The following is a 16,112-nucleotide window of genomic DNA, read 5'->3' on the forward strand; positions in this document are numbered from 1 at the left end:
TCATTTTATTGTATCCCAGACAAGTTTTCCTTGGCTTTTATCCAAATGAATGGTGACTTTCTTAAGTGGTTTGTCAATAAAGAGGGCCACATGGCAAATTTCTACCAGGGTTCCCTTGGCGATTTCCCCAAGGCAGCTAACCGAAGCGTTTTCATCGGCATTTAATTTTGGCAGCAAATCGGTCAATTTTGTTGAAATATCAGTCATGTTTTTTTCAATTTGTTTCTGAAATTGTTTTATCTCCGCAACTTTGCGTTGATCTAACGCTGGGTTCTGAAGCAGTTCGTTTATTTTTTGATTTTTCTGGGTAAGAATCCTAAATTGTTCATTCAGCCTGTCTATTTCCTGCTGGACTGAAAAATCAATACCGCAGTGAATCTTGGTTGTCTTTCCCGTTTCAGAGCCAATGCTGGCCGCCTTAAGGCCATGGATGGAAAAAATTTCACCCCCAATTACTCTGCCCTTATCGCCCAGATCAAGCATGTCAAATGTATAGATGGTTGAATTGACCACCGCACTACTTACCTGAATAGTGCCCTTCGCAGCTAGGCGGCAATTCTGGATAAATTTTGCCTTAACGGTTCCTCCAACCTTAATTGAGTTCTGTCCCCGGCCGATGATTCCACCTGCCACGATGAGATCCTTTTTTGCAATGACATCGGTAGCATCAAAGGTTTGCTTCGCAATAATAGAAGCGCCGGAATACACCTTAAAACCATCTGCCACATTGCCATCTAATATGACGTCTCCAGGAAAAATAATATGTCCCGTGCCATAACCTACCGATCCCTTTACTTCGAGAATTTCATCAATCTGGAGGACCCTCTCTTGAATGACAAGCCGACCGTCACATGCGGCGACTATTGCATCATCTTTTTGCAGCACATTTTTGCCGGCCGAATAGGTTTCTGGCCGCTGTACCGGCGCTGGAATAGATTCACCATGTATGTTTTTTCCCTCTGCACCGGGGACGCGTTCCTTTCGCCGGGCCAATACCTGGTCTTTTTTTACCACAATATAGGAGGCAATGTTTCTATAATCGATTTGCGATGCCCCATTGAGGTAGGCCTTATTAGCGGTGTTAATGGTCTCATCGAGTTCAAAATAATCTGGTATTTCAGTTACCGGAGCTAGTCCTTGGGCGATAATAACATCTTTTATTACCTTCCGGTTAAGATTGCATTCAAGGGCCGTATCTTGAATGATGTCCCAATTGACCCCATAGGTAATTTGGAGGGTATCGAGCATTGAGGCAATATAATCGGGGGTAAGTGGTTTTCCGTTTCCTATGGGAGGATAAAAATCTGCGCGGGCAGTCAGTTTTGACTCATCTATGTTGATAACAATTTTGCCATCGTTTTCATGGAAGCCCGTAATGGTAGCCTGCTGAGGCTCTACTTGAGTTTTTTGATTGGTTTTGTTAGTATCACGTTCCTGTTCCATGGATTTATTAGTAAATATATCGGCATTTAGGCCAGTTTTTTTAACGGAACCCTTTGTAGAGTTTCTGCGTTGTTCCTTAATTTGTAAAGAGGTCTTGCACAATTAGGGACAACATTGTATCTTTATACAGGTAATTGGTATAATTATTCGGCAACGAAGCGGAGAAATCGGTGAAAGAACGACTAGCCCGTCTTAAAGCAATTCGTAAATTGATAAAAACCTATCGAATTGAGTCTCAGGAAATCCTTCTTGGTCACTTGCAAAAGGAAGGCTTCATGGTTACCCAGGCCACCCTTTCCAGGGACCTGAAGCTGCTCAAGGTGGGTAAGATTTCTGATGGCCACAACGGATACGTGTATACCCTGCCTGGAGAAGACGACCGGCAGGAGCACGAGCGTACCTATGTTCATGATTTTTTAAGGGGCTATGTTTCCATTGATTGGTCCGGCAATATGGTGGTTATCAGGACCTACAGCGGCCATTCAGATTCGGTCGCCCTGGCGGTGGACAACCTTGCCTTGGACGATGTACTGGGAACAATAGCAGGCCGGGACAATACGGTTTTTGTTTGTTTGCGGGAAGGTGTGACCGGCGAAGACTTTATGGCCCAAATGAGGGAAAAAATACCAGAACTAGAAGATTGAGAGAATGAGGAGTTACTATGCCAAAGTATCAGAATCTCGATGCCGCAGGGGCATATAAAAAGCTGCTTGCCCTGGCTCCACAAGGAAAAGCTTTTGATTTTAAAAAGGAACTCAATGCCGAACGGGTTAAGGCTTATCGAGTCCCTATGGCCGGCGGCCTTACCTATTCCTATGCTGCTAAGGCGGTTAATGAGGCTACCCTGCAGGTTTTACAGGAATTAGCAGACGAACAGGAACTGATAGAAAAGTATAAGCTGCTATTGAATGGCGAAGTGATGAACACCGGTGAAAAACGGAAAGTGCTTCATCACCTGCTTCGGGGGCAGTTGGGTGCACCGGTGTTACACGAAGGCAGAGATCTGGGCCAGTTTTATGCCGGAGAGCTCAAACGGTTTTCCGAATTTGCCCGAAAAATTCACCGGGAAGCTTCTTTCGATACGGTCGTTCAGATAGGTATCGGCGGTTCTGACCTGGGGCCCCGGGCGCTCTATCTTGCCTTGGAAAACTGGGCTGATCGGAATGGGAAACGCAAAATGAAGGCTGCCTTTATTTCTAACGTGGATCCCGATGACGCATCCCAGGTTCTTTCCCAGCTCAATCTCAAACGCACCCTTTTTGTATTAGTTTCCAAAAGCGGGATAACCCAGGAAACTCTGGCAAATGAACTGTTTGTTAAGGCAAAACTGCGAGATGCAGGCCTGGACCCTGCTAAGCATCTCGTTGCGGTTACCAGCGAGACGAGTCCCCTGGCCCACAACAGCGACTATCTTGATTCTTTTTATATTGATGATTTTATCGGGGGACGTTATTCTTCTACCTCTGCGGTAGGGGGAGTCATTCTTTCCTTAACATTCGGCCCCGAGACCTTCGCTGCCATTCTGGACGGTGCCCACGAAGCGGATAAATCAGCCCTGGAAAAGGATATTAAAAAAAATCCAGCCCTCCTGGATGCCCTTATTGGTCTTTGGGAACGGAATGCTCTTGGCTATCCTTCTACGGCGATTCTTCCTTACAGCCAGGCCCTGTCCCGTTTCCCGGCCCATTTGCAGCAGCTTGATATGGAATCCAATGGCAAACGGGTTAATCGAAACGGAGAGCCGCTCAATTATGCAACTGGCCCGGTAGTATTCGGTGAGCCGGGTACCAACGGACAACATTCTTTTTACCAGCTCCTCCATCAGGGCACCGATATTGTGCCCCTCCAGTTTATTGGTTTTGAGGAAAGTCAGCGGCAGGATGATGTGGAAGTAGACGGGTCCACAAGCCAGACTAAATTAAAGGCCAACCTGGCGGCCCAGATAGTTGCCTTTGCCAAAGGCAAGGATGACCAGAATAAAAACAAGGAATTCCCCGGCGGGCGGCCCTCTAGCCTCATTTACGGTAAAGCGCTCACTCCGCAGGCCCTGGGAGCCCTGCTTGCACATTTTGAAAATAAGGTTATGTTTCAGGGTTTTGCTTGGAACCTCAATAGTTTCGACCAGGAGGGTGTCCAGCTTGGCAAAGTCCTCACCAAACAGGTGCTGGCCGGAAATTCAGGAGACAGCGCGCTGGAAGCCTACGCGGAACTGCTTTCTATTTAATTAAGTTAGGTTCTATAAAAACTAAGGTTTTTTCAAAACTCAAAAAGTTTTGAAGTAGCTACCCTAATTAAAGGACAGTCCCTCTTTTTTGAGAGATTGTCCTTTTTTTTTTGTACTTTTTATTTCTGTGGCTTATAATTAGGTATATTGGAGGATCGCTATGACCCGCAAACGACGGATTAGTATTGCCACCCGGCTTATTGGATTAATTTTATTGCTTTTAGTCGTTGTTGTCTTGGCAATTTCATCCATGGTAAATGTCCTTTTTAAAAGCAACCTGGATCAGGAATTGCAGGATAAATCCCTCCTCACCATTAGGCTTATAAATCAGGAAATTACCGCCTGGATGGATGTAAAACGGGCTTTGCTTAAAAATCTTGGACCCGTATTTGCTTATGCGAATCTGAACGAACCAACCGCAGTTTCTATGCTGGGGGCCTTAAAAAAAGCAGACCAGGATCTTTCATCAATTTACCTTATGGATATGGTTCCCTATAAAAATGGCGGTTTTGTCTATGAAGCCACAGGCTGGAAACCACCGGCAGATTATGACCAGGCTTCGCGGCCCTGGTTCCAGCAGGCAGTTGCTGCGACGGATGTTGTCTTTACTGAGCCCTATTTGGATCTTATAACCGGGAAATTGGTGGTTACCGGGGCTTTAAAAATAAAACAGATTAATGGCAAGGATATGGGGGTTATTGGCCTGGATATGGTTATAGACCAGGTGAGCACCATCATTGGTTCAAAAAAGATTTCTGAACATGGTAAGAGCTATCTTATTAACAATGCTGGTGTTTTTATTACCCATGAGAACAGTGAGCAGGTGCTTAAGGGCCTTATTTTTGATCTTCCTGCTATCTCTAGATTTAAACAAAATGTGCTTTCAAAAGATGAATTTTACGGCCTAGATACCAAAACAGGCTATTATCTCACATCCAAAGTCGTTCCTGGGACAAGCTGGCGTATTGTGAGCTTTGGTCCCCTTTCAGATATTTATGATGTTCTGTACCAGTTTGGGGCTCTTCTTGTGTTTGTCAGCCTTTTGAGTCTTGTGGTCGCTTTTGTGTTGACTCTGGTGATCGCCCGGTCCTTTACAAAGCCTATTTTGCGGACCGCAGATTATGCTTCAGAAATAGCCCAAGGCCGGCTTTATATTACACTTGATGAGTCATCTTTGCGCCGCGGAGACGAAATTGGAGATCTAGCCCGCTCTATGGAAACCATGAAAGAAAACTTGGTACGGATTATTAGCGGTATAAGGGAATCGACAAAGCAGGTGGCTTCTGGCAGCGGGGAAATCAGCAATACGGCTCAGGAATTGAGCCAGGGGGCTACGGAACAGGCCTCTAGTGCAGAAGAAATTTCCAGTTCCATGGAACAGATGAATTCCACAGTGCGGCAGAATGCGGATAATTCCATGCAGACCGAAGCAATAGCACAACGAACCGCACAGGATGCCCAGAACGGCGGCGAGGCAGTACAGCGGACGGTGCAGGCGATGAAACAGATCGCAGAAAAAATAGGCATTATCGAAGAAATTGCTCGGCAGACGAATCTGCTTGCCCTGAATGCAGCCATAGAGGCAGCCCGGGCCGGCGAGTCCGGTAAGGGCTTTGCAGTTGTTGCAGGGGAGGTACGGAAACTGGCTGAGCGGAGCCAGCAGGCTGCATCGGAAATCAGCGCCCTGTCTCAGAAGAGCGTTGCAACCGCCGATGAGGCGGGGGCTGTTATCAGCAGGATAGTGCCGGACATCAGAAAGACTGCTGAACTAGTCCAGGAAATCAGCGCTTCAAGCCGTGAGCAGAACAGCGGCATTGAACAGATTAACAAGGCTATTTTGCAGCTCGATCAGGTTATCCAGCATAATGCAGCGGCTTCTGAAGAATTGGCCTCTATGGCGGAGGAATTATCAGCCCAGTCCCGGCAGCTGGAAGATGAAATATCTTTTTTCATCACTGAAAAGGAAGCCGCTGACCGGGCACTGGTCGTACAGACTAAAATTAAGCCGTAAAGTGCTTCATTAAACGTGATTGTCCTCGCAGAGGGCCGCTGCAAAGGATGGTATTATAACAAAACCATCTTCTGTGAGGGTTTCCCGGCGGTCCTGAGGGGAGTTCATAAGATCCCAGGTTGTTACAGGGGGATACTCTTTCCCGCGGAATGGATTGTTAAGTAAAAGCTGAGCTTCCTGTTCAGGCAGCATTGTTATCGTCTGTGCGGCAAAACCGGCGGATATAAACCCAAGATCGTCGGAGAAGGGAGTCGGCAGGATATGCAGCCGCCTGATCATCAGTTTCCGAGCCGTATCCAATGCATGGGCACGTAAATTTCTTGTAAGCCGTATCCGTTCAAGCATAGTAGGCGTCAGCGACTGAGGGGAAAGCTGCTCCAAAGCGGTAGAAAGAATCATCGTGTTTCCCCTTCCGCAGGCATCAAAAATATACACTTGAGCTCTCTCGAATCCGATGGATTTAAAACCATGGGCAACCAAATAGGAACCCTGTGAATTAATAGCCGATCCTCGTTTCCGTTCTTCCTTACCGGTAAACAGGATGAACCAGTTAGGTGTTTTTCGCTGATACATTTCTTTTGCTGCCATAATAAGCTGCAAAACCGCTGCCCCGTTGTCGTTTGCCCCGGGGCTTCCCGGTACACAATCATAATGAGCCACAAGGACCCGGGGATTTTTTTTATCCCCACATCCCTGGGGTGAACAGAGAAGAATATGCTGCGAATCGGCAAGCTTAATAGGCTGGGGGTCCAATTGGGAGGCGGTTAAAAAACCCCAAAGAAGTCCATACCTATCTGCTCCTGGTTCGGTGAACCGCTGAAAAAACTGGTGTTCTTGTTCATCCATGGTTGGATTATAGGATAATCATGCTTGACTGAAAAGGATGGAAAGGGTATCCATTGTGCATGATTATTGCGCCTATTTCTGATCCCGTAACGAAGGATCATCTTAATAATATTAGCCCCGATGGAATTACTCGGTTTACCATGCTGCAGGGGACCATTAAGGGAGCCCTTGTTTCCGGTACGCGACTTGTTGCTCAGGCTCGGGCAAACCATGATCTGGGGATTATCGAAAGTTTAGCCCTCGGGCAGGCCCTGCTTAGTGCTGCTCTGCTTTCTACTACCATTAAAGAAGGAACTAAGCTGACTCTTCAGGTGAGCTGTTCCGGGCCTCTTAAGGGTTTTTCAGCAGAAACAACCTGGGATGGAAAGGTTCGGGGCTACCTTTATAACGATACCGTAAAAATTGATAAACCCCTTGAGAGTTTTGATCTAAAACCTTTTATAGGGAGCGGCACCTTAAGCGTAATCAGAAATGATGGGCGGGGAGAACCCTATACAGGTCATATTGAGCTAGTACACGGACGTATTGCAGAGGATTTAACCGAATATTTTCTCCGTTCTGAGCAAACTAAAACCGCTCTTGCCGTGAGTGTCCGTTTTGATAAAGAAGGCCGTGTCTCCGGTGCGGGGGGACTGTTTTTTCAGGCCCTGCCCGGCGCTCAGGACTTGGATATGGAAGATACGGAGGACCGAATGCGGGAAATGCCATCCCTGGGAACCTGGTTCGCCTCTGGAAAGAGCCGTCAGAATCTTTTAGATGAGTGGTTCCAGGCCTTTGAGCTTGACCATATCCACGAAGACCCGGTTCAGTTTTACTGCGACTGTTCTCGGGACCGATTCCTGCAATTTCTTGCTGCGATGCAAAGGGGAGAACTGGAACAGATGCTGGCCACCGGTCCCTGGCCCATGGAAATTCACTGCCATAATTGCGGGAGCCGATACCAGTTTGCCAGGGATGAGATAGCCGCGCTTATTCAAAGAAACGCTTAAAGAAAATCTGCAGGTAGTCCCAGAGACTTAAACGCTCCTTGCCGTATTTTCTGGTAAAGTCCCGAGCCGCCTCCGACATGGAATAATGAACCCCGTATTTCTTTTTAAGAAAGTCCCAGTGTTTTACAATCCAGACATAAAGATCACTCGGAGTTCTTCCGGGGAAGCGGGCATCCAGGTGTTCTTCCTGGATTATGTCGATGATCGGTTTGTACACATTGTTATACCAGGAGACCAAGGCATCTGAAAAAGAAATTTCGCTTGAGGCATGTTCATTGAGATAATATTTATGCACCAAGATGTGATTATAGATGACATCATAGCGGCCGGGAACTGAAAAGTCCAAATCGTCGCAGCCGGTTAATTCATAAAAGTTGGTTTTTTCGTAAAAAAGCTTTTTCTCATAATCTATGACCGCCTGCTTAAGCTGTTCAGTGGTCATATCGGGGCTTATTTTTATTTCGCTGGAAAGGCTTATCACTTCCGCATCGATTGAGCCGCTGCCCTGAGCCCTGGCTACGGAAACACGGTGGTTCCCATCCCGAACAAAATATACCCCTCCGATTTCATAGAGCTGTATGGGTGGAAGAATAATATCCTTGAGCCGGGCCATATCTACCCGTTCCCAGCGTTGCCGCAGGTGCTCCGAACGGGGAAGAAAATACTTATTAAAGTCCCGGTAACGGCCTTCGCTGCCCACGATAAGTTCCAGGGGAACAACCTGCATTCCCTTGTATGTTTCGTTCCTGGGTTTCAGTATTTCTTTAACATCGTTAAACGACAGGAGTTTATCCTTGTCGGGATTCATAAAATTCTGGATTCTGGAGAGAATCGCTTTGCCGCGTGCACGGGAGAAATCCTCTGATGCCTGAATACTGTGGATGTCATCGCTCATGAAGCTGCTCCTGTATCGATAATATAATGACTGTATGCGTTGATAACCTGGGTTTCATGGTATTTGGTGGTACGAACATCCTGCAGGTCATACAGGTGTATATGTCCATGTATGAGGAAGCGGGGTTTAAAAAGACGCATAAACCAGAGAAAGGCCTTAAAGCCCCGGTGACAAGGATCTTCCTTATCATGAATCCCCAGAGGCGGTGCATGGGTAAGGAGTATGTCTAAAAAGCGTCCGTAGACGAGTTTATTAAAGAGAAGCCGAGGAACAAGTTTTAATATCTCAAAATTCATTTGCCGGTTTGTAAACTGGTTGGGGCCATTGTTGTACCTCAGGGAGCCTCCCAATCCCATGACTATAAGATTCCCTTCCCGGTGTATTTTAGAGCCCACATGAATTGCTCCCGATGTGAGGGCATCCCGTTCTTCCTGGGGAGAGTAAAATCGGAATCGATCTTCAAAGCTGTGCCTGTAAAAGGGTAATTCCTTAAGATTGTGATTCCCAAAGACAAACAAGAGCGGTTTATTCAGGGTTGTAACAATAAACTCTAGATAATCCAAAGGCAGATCCCCAGCACTCAGGACCAGATCCATATCGGAAAAACGGTCTTTAATAGTATTGCTATAGATGAGAGGATCTATCTGGTCGGAAATGCAGAGAATTTTCATGATTTTTTTGCATTTCCGTAAATATCAGTTTTATCCAGCAATTCCTGGAGCTGGTCCTTGTTAAAAAGCTCTACCGGCCTGGAATCAGCAAATTCCTGGGCTGCACGGGTAAAGCCAGAACTGGTTACTATGGCACAGCGAGTCATGTTGAGCTTTTTCATCTGTTCCATGAGCTGCCTCACCAGGGTGTCATCGATCATTTCAGGTTTACGGTAGAACCGGATTAAACGGGGCATTTTTCTTACATTGCGCCATTTTGCCGCATCACTTTCTACGGCTATAATGTCACAGCCATTCTGGATTTCACTTACATCCCGAACCTGTAAGGACATCCCCTGGGAAACAAGGGCCTTGCAAATTTCCATAAATTCGTTTTGCCCTGAGGTAAGATAATCTTTCATCTTATCATCGGTGCGGAATTCCTGGTATTGGGATAGCTTTTCTGCCACATCCCTGAAATTGGGTTTTTTAGCATATATTTTTTCCCATTGTTCTATAGCCAGGTCCAGTTCTCGATTTTTTTCGTAGCACATGGCAAGGAAATAGCGCGCATAAAGAGTTTCCTGGCTTGATTCGTCGGTTGTGGCCTTTATTGCCCGTTCGAGCTCAGGGATAGCCTTGTCTATGGCGTTCATGCTCATATAGCAGCCGCCCCGTTCAACCAGGGCTTTTATTTTAAGGTCGCTGTCTCGTTGCGCTTTTTCGAAAGACAGGAGGGCTGCCACATAATCATGGGCTTCTTTTTGCAGTTTTCCTAAAAGATAATAGGCCTGAGCATTGTCTCCCTGCAGTTTTAACGCTGCTTCCAGTTCTGCCTTTGCTTCAATCGGCCGTTTTTCCCGGTAAAGGAGCAGGCCCAGCTCATAATGGGCTTTGCTATGTCGGGGATCCAGTTCCACCGCCTTGCGAAGATATTGGGTCGCCATATCTGTCCGGTTTCGTTCTGCAAAGAGCTTCCCTGCCCAATAATAATGTTCTGCCTGGTAGGCTTCCATTTTGATGAGCAGCAAATATTCTTTTAAGGCTTCTTCGATCTGGTTGTATTTTACGAAGAGCTGTGCAATCGTTTTTCGAAACTCGTTTTCGGGGATATGAGGGCCGAATACACCAATTTGATTTACGGTTTTAAATTCCATAAGAGCCAATTCGCTTTTATTATCCGCCAGGTATGCCTTGCCAAGCATATAGTGGGCATCTGCATTGCGTGGATCCTGGCTGATAAGCGATCGGGCCGCTCGAATAGCGGTCTGGGCCTTTCCCTGCTTGATGAGCGTATCAATGGCCTCTATCCGTTTTGGGATAAAAATTGACTTTATGAGAAAATATGAAAGAAAACCAATACCTGTACCGAGAATGATGATGCCAATCACCACGATGGTCATGACGCGTACCGCCTCTTTGTGGTATCCTTATCTACGACAAGAGTAATTATTTTAGCCTCGCCTGTCAAACCATGCAGGTAGGTTCTGCAAAAATGTCGGTCTTTCAGGGGGAATATATGAAAAAGAATTGGCTGATAAAGGGGTTTTTATTCTGTCTTCTCCTTAATGTGCTGCCCCTGATAGCCCAGGAAGGTTCTGCTGATTTTGCGAAAGCTGAGGATGCCTTTCTCAGAAATAAACCCCAGGATGCGATTCCGATGCTGGAAAAGGTTATTACAGAGGATCCAGCACATATCAAAGCTTCATTGTATCTTGGGATTGCCTACCAGCAGGTTAAACGATGGGATGATGCGATAGCCCTTTACAAGAAACTGCTCAACCGGAGCGGAGTGGATGCCGCCCAGGTTGCCTATAATCTGGGAAATGTCTATTTTTCAAAGGGAAGTGCTGCTTTTGCTGAGGAATATTATACCCTGGCAATTCAAAAAAATGAGTCCTATAGTTCAGCCTATCTCAATAGGGCCAATGCCCGGATAAAGACGGGAAATCTTGCGGCAGCGGTCAATGATTATACCACCTATTTAACCCTCGAGCCCGCCTCGCCGAAACGGCCCCAGATTGAACAGCTGCTTGCGCTTATTCGTTCCCAGTTTGCTGCGGAGGAACAGAAAAAAAAGGAAGCAGAAGCCCAGGCAAAGGCGGAGGAAGAGCGCCGCAGACTGCTTTTGGAAGAAGTATCTGCATCCCTGCAGGCTGCATCTGAAGAGACCAAGGGTTTGCAGGCGGCTTCGGAATCGGTCCAATCCTACGATGGCGAGTTTATACTAGAATAAAAGCGGAGGTTTTCATGCAGGTTGATGAAAAAAAAGGGAAGAAGTCCACGTTTATTGTGATAGGAATTGTGGCGGCCTTGCTTGCTGTTGCAGCAGGGGCCGCTCTCATATATGGTATCGGGCGTTCCGCTGAAAATACCCGGCGGAATACTCTTGCCCTCGCGCAGGACTATGTGGATGGCGGCGAATACCAGCGGGCCCTGGATCTATTGGATACCCTGCTTATTAAAAACGCTTCCGACAAGGAAGCTCGGATACTGCGTACCAAGGTTCTTGAGTTGATGAAAGAATCCGGAAAGGTCGCTTCTAATGCAGGGTCGGGAAAGGACAGCAAGGATTCGGAGCTTGTATCTTCGGCCCTTAAGGAGGTCAGCAAGGCAGTTGAAAATGTCGCCAAAGTAGCTTCCCAGGCAAAAACAGCCCCAGCCCAGGATCCTATGGCGGCGGCGAAGGCTGAAGAAGAACGGCGTAAGGCTGCAGAGGCGGAAAAAGCGAAAGCCGAAGCCGCCGCTGCCGCTGCTGCCGCAGCGGCAGAGAAAAAGGCTCAGGAAGAAGCAGAGGCGGCCCGCAAGAAGGCCCAGGAAGAAGAACTGGCAAAAAAGTCTAAGGAACTGCAGGATAGGCTGAGACTTATCAATGACATGATTGCCCAGGGCCGCAGCGCTCTGCAGAAAAAAGACTACGGGACTGCCCAGCAGGTCTTCACCGATGCATTATCGAGGATACCTGAGGGAGAAAACCGGTTCCAATCCCAGAAATTGGCTGAAGTGGCCGATGCCTATTATGAAGGATTTACCAAGGACCGGGACAGTGAAGCGGGGCAGCAGGCCTTAAAGGATGCTATCCGCTATGCGAGGGATTCGATTAAAGCCGATCCAACCCAGGCTATGCCCCATTACACACTGGGCAAAATTAACTCAGATCTGAGACAATGGGACAACGCAGTTACGGAGCTTAAGGAAGCAAACCGGCTGGACCCCAAAAATTACCTCTATTCTTTTGAACTTGGCAAAGCTTATTTTAATGCCCGTAAATTTGCCGAAGCCCGCCAGGCTTTTGAAACTACTACAGCCTTAAAAAGCGATTTTGAACCTGCCTGGTACAATTTGGGAGGGACCCTGCGGGTCCTCGGCAAGAGCGACGAAGCCTTGCAGGCTTACAGACGAGCTGTGGCGTTAAAGCCTGATTATGCTCTGGCTCACCGTGAAATCGGCCGGATTCTTGCTCAGAAGGGGGACAATAAGGGTGCGGTAGATGCCTTTACGACGGCCCTAAAATATGCGCCGGATGATGTGGCTTCTCTCCGTGAACTGGGGGCAGTCCAGAGTGCCATGGGGAACAATGCGGCGGCTGAACAATCCTTTGCAAAGGCCTTGCTTCTCAATGGACAGGATCCCCAGACCAATTACAACATGGCTATCGTAAAGCTTTCTTTGAATAAGACTGCAGAGGCTCTGCAATTTGCCAGAAAAGCAGTGGAAGGCGCGGAGTCGAATGCGGTTTATCAATATACATTGGGACAGGCACTGGAGGCAAACAACGATACCGACGGCGCTATTACCGCCTATATCAGGGCCGCTGTGCTGGATAAAAAATACATTAAGCCCCGAATAAACCTGGGGGCCATCTATCTTGCAGGGGGCTTCCCCGATAAGGCCCTCGATTATCTCTTAGAAGCTTATGGGGTGGATCCCAAGTCCTTTGAGGTAAACAACAATCTGGGTTCAGCCTATGCACGGAAGGAACTGTGGGATAAGAGTATCGAACATTATGAAAAGGCTCTTCTTGTGGAACCGAAAAATGGAATTGCACGGATAAACCTAGCTCGAGCTTATGTAGGATCGGGACGGCTCGATAAGGCCCGGGATACCTATGTTGAACTTATTAAACTTGAACCGAACAACTGGGATGCTCTCTTTGAATTAGGTAAAACCTATGCCAGTCTTGGCGATGGGGCCAATGCTAAACAGCGGCTTTCTGATTTGGTACGGCGGAATCCTTCTTATGAACGAAGGGCCGAAGCAGAAAAAATACTCGCAGGATTGTAAACGGATTGTGAATGGATAGGTGTGATATGAACGGAAAAACGATTCAAACCGGGTTTTTCTTTTTGATATTTTTATTGCTTTTCCTGGCTGTGGTGCGTATTTTTACCCCCTTTTTTACAGTATTTCTCTGGGCTGCCCTTTTGTATGTACTGGTGAGCCCCCTTTATTCTGCGGTGCTTAAAAAGCTGCCAAATTCGGGCCGTTTGGCTGCTCTTATCCGGAGCGTCATGGCAGCCCTTTTTGCCATCGTGACTGTTCTTATCATCATATCCCTCATTATATGGATAGGTGTACAGCTATATCACCAGATGTATGGACTCTTAAAAAATCTGCGAATGTACCTGGCAAACAACCCCGATTTTTTAAGCAAAGAATTAGGACAGTTCTCACTCTTTATAAAAGACTTAACCCTGGGTCAGATTGATTTAAGTTCCCTTAATGTAAAAGCCCAGATTCAGGTTCTGCTCAGTTCCAGCAGTCAAAAGCTGCTCCAGGTTTCTACTTCTCTTGTAAAAAACGTAGGGTCTTTTTTAGCGGGGCTTGCATTTCTTGTTTTTACTTTGTTTTTCTTTTTAATCGATGGATCCTATCTCTTTAATTTATTGGTGCGGGTCATTCCGATAAAAAAAGACTACATTATGCAACTGGCTACAAAGTTTAAAGAAATAACCCAGAATCTTTTTATGGGCTATATTCTGGTTGCCCTGGTGCAGGCAACAATCGCCTTTATTCTTTTTACTCTTTTTAGGATTCAGGGAGCATTGGTGTTTTCGATAGTTCTCTTCTTCTGCACCTTTATTCCCATTATTGGCGCCGGTACCATCTGGGGGCCCCTCGGTATTTTTAAGATTGTTACCGGAGATGTTATGGGGGGTATTGTGTTCCTTATTCTCTCAGGAGTACTTATTTCTACGTTAGATAATCTGCTCAGGCCCTTTTTTTTAAAAGACCGGATCAATCTGCATCCGCTCATTATCTTTTTTGCGATTCTTGGAGGGGTAAGCGTTTTTGGTCTTAATGGGCTGGTATTGGGTCCCATGATTGTTATATTATTCCTCACCGTGCTGGATCTCTTTTTTGTAGAACACGGAATGAATCCAGAACGGAGCGATACAAATTAAAGCAGGAGACAAAAATGAATGCCATAGTCACCGTGGTGGGCAGCGATAAGGTTGGCATTATTGCCCGGGTTAGCGCATTTTTTGCGGAGCGGAACATCAACATAGAAGACATAAGCCAGACGGTTCTTTCTGGTAACTTTGTCATGATGATGATGGTTGATTTATCCCACAGTTCTAAACCGCTTTCTTTAGTCAAGGAAGAGTTGGATGTCCTTGGTTCTGATATGGGTGTGTCTATCAGTGTGATGCACGAAAAAGTGTTCAGCGCTATGCACCGGATATAATTATGCTGTTTACTCCCTATGAAATTAAAGAAACGGTGGACATGTTCCTCCGGTACAAACTTGATATTCGGGCTATTACTTTAGGTGTTTCCCTGTTTGACTGTATTTCTGCCTCGGGGACCGAAACCCGGCGGCGTATGCGGGAAAAGATACTCCGCGTTGCAGGAAACCTGGTTAAGGTTGGTCAAGATATAGAAATTGAGTATGGCATTCCCATAATCAACAAGCGAATTTCCGTAACGCCGATTGCCCTTGTGGCAGGAGCTACCGAAGATACGGACTATACGCCCTATGCGCGGACCCTGGATGAGGTTGCCCGGGAACTAGGCATAGACTTTGTAGGCGGTTTTTCGGCCCTGGTGCAGAAGGGTTTTGCCAAGGGAGATGATCATCTTATAGCTTCCATCCCCGAAGCCCTGGCAACGACCGAACGGGTCTGCGGTTCTGTGAATGTGGCAACCACAAAAAGCGGTATTAATATGGATGCGGTCCGCCTTATGGGTAGGGTAATTAAGGATGCAGCAGCTCGGACCGCTGCTCAGGACGGGCTTGCCTGCGCGAAATTGGTGGTTTTCTGCAATGCGCCGGAGGATAACCCCTTTATGGCCGGAGCTTTCCATGGCCCTGGTGAAGGTGAATCTTCTCTTAATGTGGGTGTATCCGGCCCCGGTGTAGTCAAGGCTGCCCTGGAAGCCCACCGGGGGTCCAGTTTTGATGAAATCGCCGATGTGATAAAAAAGACGGCTTTTAAGATTACCCGAATGGGGCAGCTTGTGGGTATGGAAGCGGCCAAACGGCTCAATGTTCCCTTTGGCATCCTTGATCTGTCTTTGGCACCGACCCCTGAAGTGGGTGATTCGGTTGCCCGTATCCTTGAAGAGTTAGGCCTTGAGTCTGCGGGTACCCACGGGACGACCGCCGCCCTGGCCCTTTTGACCGATATGGTGAAAAAGGGCGGAGTCATGGCATCTACCCATGTGGGGGGTCTTTCCGGGGCCTTTATTCCCGTATCCGAAGACGAAGGCATGGTTGCCGCAGTCCGCTCAGGTTCCCTGTCTCTGGACAAGCTCGAAGCTATGACCACCGTATGTTCTGTCGGGCTTGATATGATTGCAATTCCTGGCGATACCAGTGCGGCAACCATTTCTGCCATCATCGCCGATGAAATGGCTATTGGTATGGTTAACAGTAAAACTACTGCGGTCCGTCTTATTCCCGTGCCGGGTAAAAAGGCAGGCGATTGGGCTGAGTTTGGAGGCCTCTTAGGGGGCGCTCCCATCATGCCGGTCCACAATTTTGGAAGCGATGCCTTTATAGCCCGTGGCGGCCGTATTCCTGCGCCGATCCACAGCTTTAGGAACTAAG

At 47.3% G+C, this 16,112-nt stretch carries 14 protein-coding genes; 9 read left to right on the forward strand and 5 right to left on the reverse strand.

The window, feature by feature from the left end; genetic code table 11:
* Positions 1 to 1,443: a flagellar assembly protein A gene (locus tag Q7P68_RS01025; protein ID WP_304221692.1), complete on the reverse strand. Its 1,443-nt coding sequence runs from the start codon at positions 1,441 to 1,443 to the stop codon at positions 1 to 3.
* A 170-nt stretch (positions 1,444 to 1,613) separates the two neighbouring features.
* Here Q7P68_RS01025 and Q7P68_RS01030 point away from each other — a divergent pair, with 170 nt between their 5' ends.
* The 3 genes from Q7P68_RS01030 (at position 1,614) to Q7P68_RS01040 (ending at position 5,678) form a co-directional block, all read left to right on the forward strand.
* Complete coding sequence (locus Q7P68_RS01030; protein ID WP_304221694.1) at positions 1,614 to 2,087, forward strand: arginine repressor; 474 nt, start codon at positions 1,614 to 1,616, stop codon at positions 2,085 to 2,087.
* A 17-nt stretch (positions 2,088 to 2,104) separates the two neighbouring features.
* Complete coding sequence (locus tag Q7P68_RS01035; protein WP_304221696.1) at positions 2,105 to 3,667, forward strand: glucose-6-phosphate isomerase; 1,563 nt, start codon at positions 2,105 to 2,107, stop codon at positions 3,665 to 3,667.
* A gap of 160 nt (positions 3,668 to 3,827) precedes the next feature.
* The gene (locus tag Q7P68_RS01040; protein WP_304221698.1) at positions 3,828 to 5,678 is read left to right on the forward strand and encodes a methyl-accepting chemotaxis protein; all 1,851 of its coding nucleotides are present in this window, start codon (positions 3,828 to 3,830) and stop codon (positions 5,676 to 5,678) included.
* 9 nt (positions 5,679 to 5,687) lie between these two features.
* On the opposite strand, the gene Q7P68_RS01045 is transcribed toward Q7P68_RS01040, so the two are convergent.
* Entirely contained in the window at positions 5,688 to 6,524 is an 837-nt protein-coding gene (locus Q7P68_RS01045) for a M28 family peptidase (RefSeq protein ID WP_304221700.1), read from the reverse strand.
* A gap of 59 nt (positions 6,525 to 6,583) precedes the next feature.
* On the opposite strand from Q7P68_RS01045, the gene hslO reads away from it, so the two are divergent.
* A complete protein-coding gene (gene hslO, locus Q7P68_RS01050; protein WP_304221702.1) occupies positions 6,584 to 7,513 on the forward strand; it encodes an Hsp33 family molecular chaperone HslO in 930 nt (309 codons plus the stop codon).
* Here hslO and Q7P68_RS01055 read toward each other — a convergent pair.
* The 3 genes from Q7P68_RS01055 to Q7P68_RS01065 are packed head-to-tail and all read right to left on the reverse strand — an operon-like array spanning position 7,494 to position 10,461.
* Positions 7,494 to 8,408 (reverse strand): transcriptional regulator, encoded by a 915-nt coding sequence (locus Q7P68_RS01055; RefSeq protein WP_304221704.1) that lies wholly within the window; start codon positions 8,406 to 8,408, stop codon positions 7,494 to 7,496. The two genes, hslO and Q7P68_RS01055, sit on opposite strands and share 20 nt — an antisense overlap.
* Positions 8,405 to 9,079: a metallophosphoesterase gene (locus tag Q7P68_RS01060; protein WP_304221706.1), complete on the reverse strand. Its 675-nt coding sequence runs from the start codon at positions 9,077 to 9,079 to the stop codon at positions 8,405 to 8,407. The genes Q7P68_RS01055 and Q7P68_RS01060 overlap by 4 nt, the downstream gene beginning before the upstream one ends.
* Positions 9,076 to 10,461, reverse strand: coding sequence for a tetratricopeptide repeat protein (locus Q7P68_RS01065; protein WP_304221708.1), 1,386 nt, complete (start codon positions 10,459 to 10,461; stop codon positions 9,076 to 9,078). The genes Q7P68_RS01060 and Q7P68_RS01065 overlap by 4 nt, the downstream gene beginning before the upstream one ends.
* A 116-nt stretch (positions 10,462 to 10,577) precedes the next feature.
* Between Q7P68_RS01065 and Q7P68_RS01070 the strand changes: the two genes are divergently transcribed.
* The 5 genes from Q7P68_RS01070 to Q7P68_RS01090 are packed head-to-tail and all read left to right on the forward strand — an operon-like array spanning position 10,578 to position 16,111.
* Positions 10,578 to 11,294 carry a tetratricopeptide repeat protein gene (locus Q7P68_RS01070; protein ID WP_304221710.1) on the forward strand — a complete coding sequence of 239 codons (717 nt, stop codon included), beginning with the start codon at positions 10,578 to 10,580 and terminating at the stop codon, positions 11,292 to 11,294.
* A 14-nt stretch (positions 11,295 to 11,308) separates the two neighbouring features.
* Positions 11,309 to 13,342 carry a tetratricopeptide repeat protein gene (locus Q7P68_RS01075; RefSeq protein ID WP_304221713.1) on the forward strand — a complete coding sequence of 678 codons (2,034 nt, stop codon included), beginning with the start codon at positions 11,309 to 11,311 and terminating at the stop codon, positions 13,340 to 13,342.
* A 26-nt stretch (positions 13,343 to 13,368) separates the two neighbouring features.
* A complete protein-coding gene (locus Q7P68_RS01080; protein ID WP_304221716.1) occupies positions 13,369 to 14,463 on the forward strand; it encodes an AI-2E family transporter in 1,095 nt (364 codons plus the stop codon).
* 14 nt (positions 14,464 to 14,477) lie between these two features.
* Complete coding sequence (locus Q7P68_RS01085) at positions 14,478 to 14,747, forward strand: ACT domain-containing protein (protein WP_304221719.1); 270 nt, start codon at positions 14,478 to 14,480, stop codon at positions 14,745 to 14,747.
* Positions 14,748 to 14,749: 2 nt separating this feature from the next.
* Entirely contained in the window at positions 14,750 to 16,111 is a 1,362-nt protein-coding gene (locus Q7P68_RS01090; RefSeq protein WP_304221722.1) for a PFL family protein, read from the forward strand.
* Position 16,112 lies beyond the last annotated feature (1 nt).

This window comes from Gracilinema caldarium (assembly GCF_029265695.1).
Classification (GTDB): Bacteria; Spirochaetota; Spirochaetia; order Treponematales; family Breznakiellaceae; genus Gracilinema; species Gracilinema caldarium_A.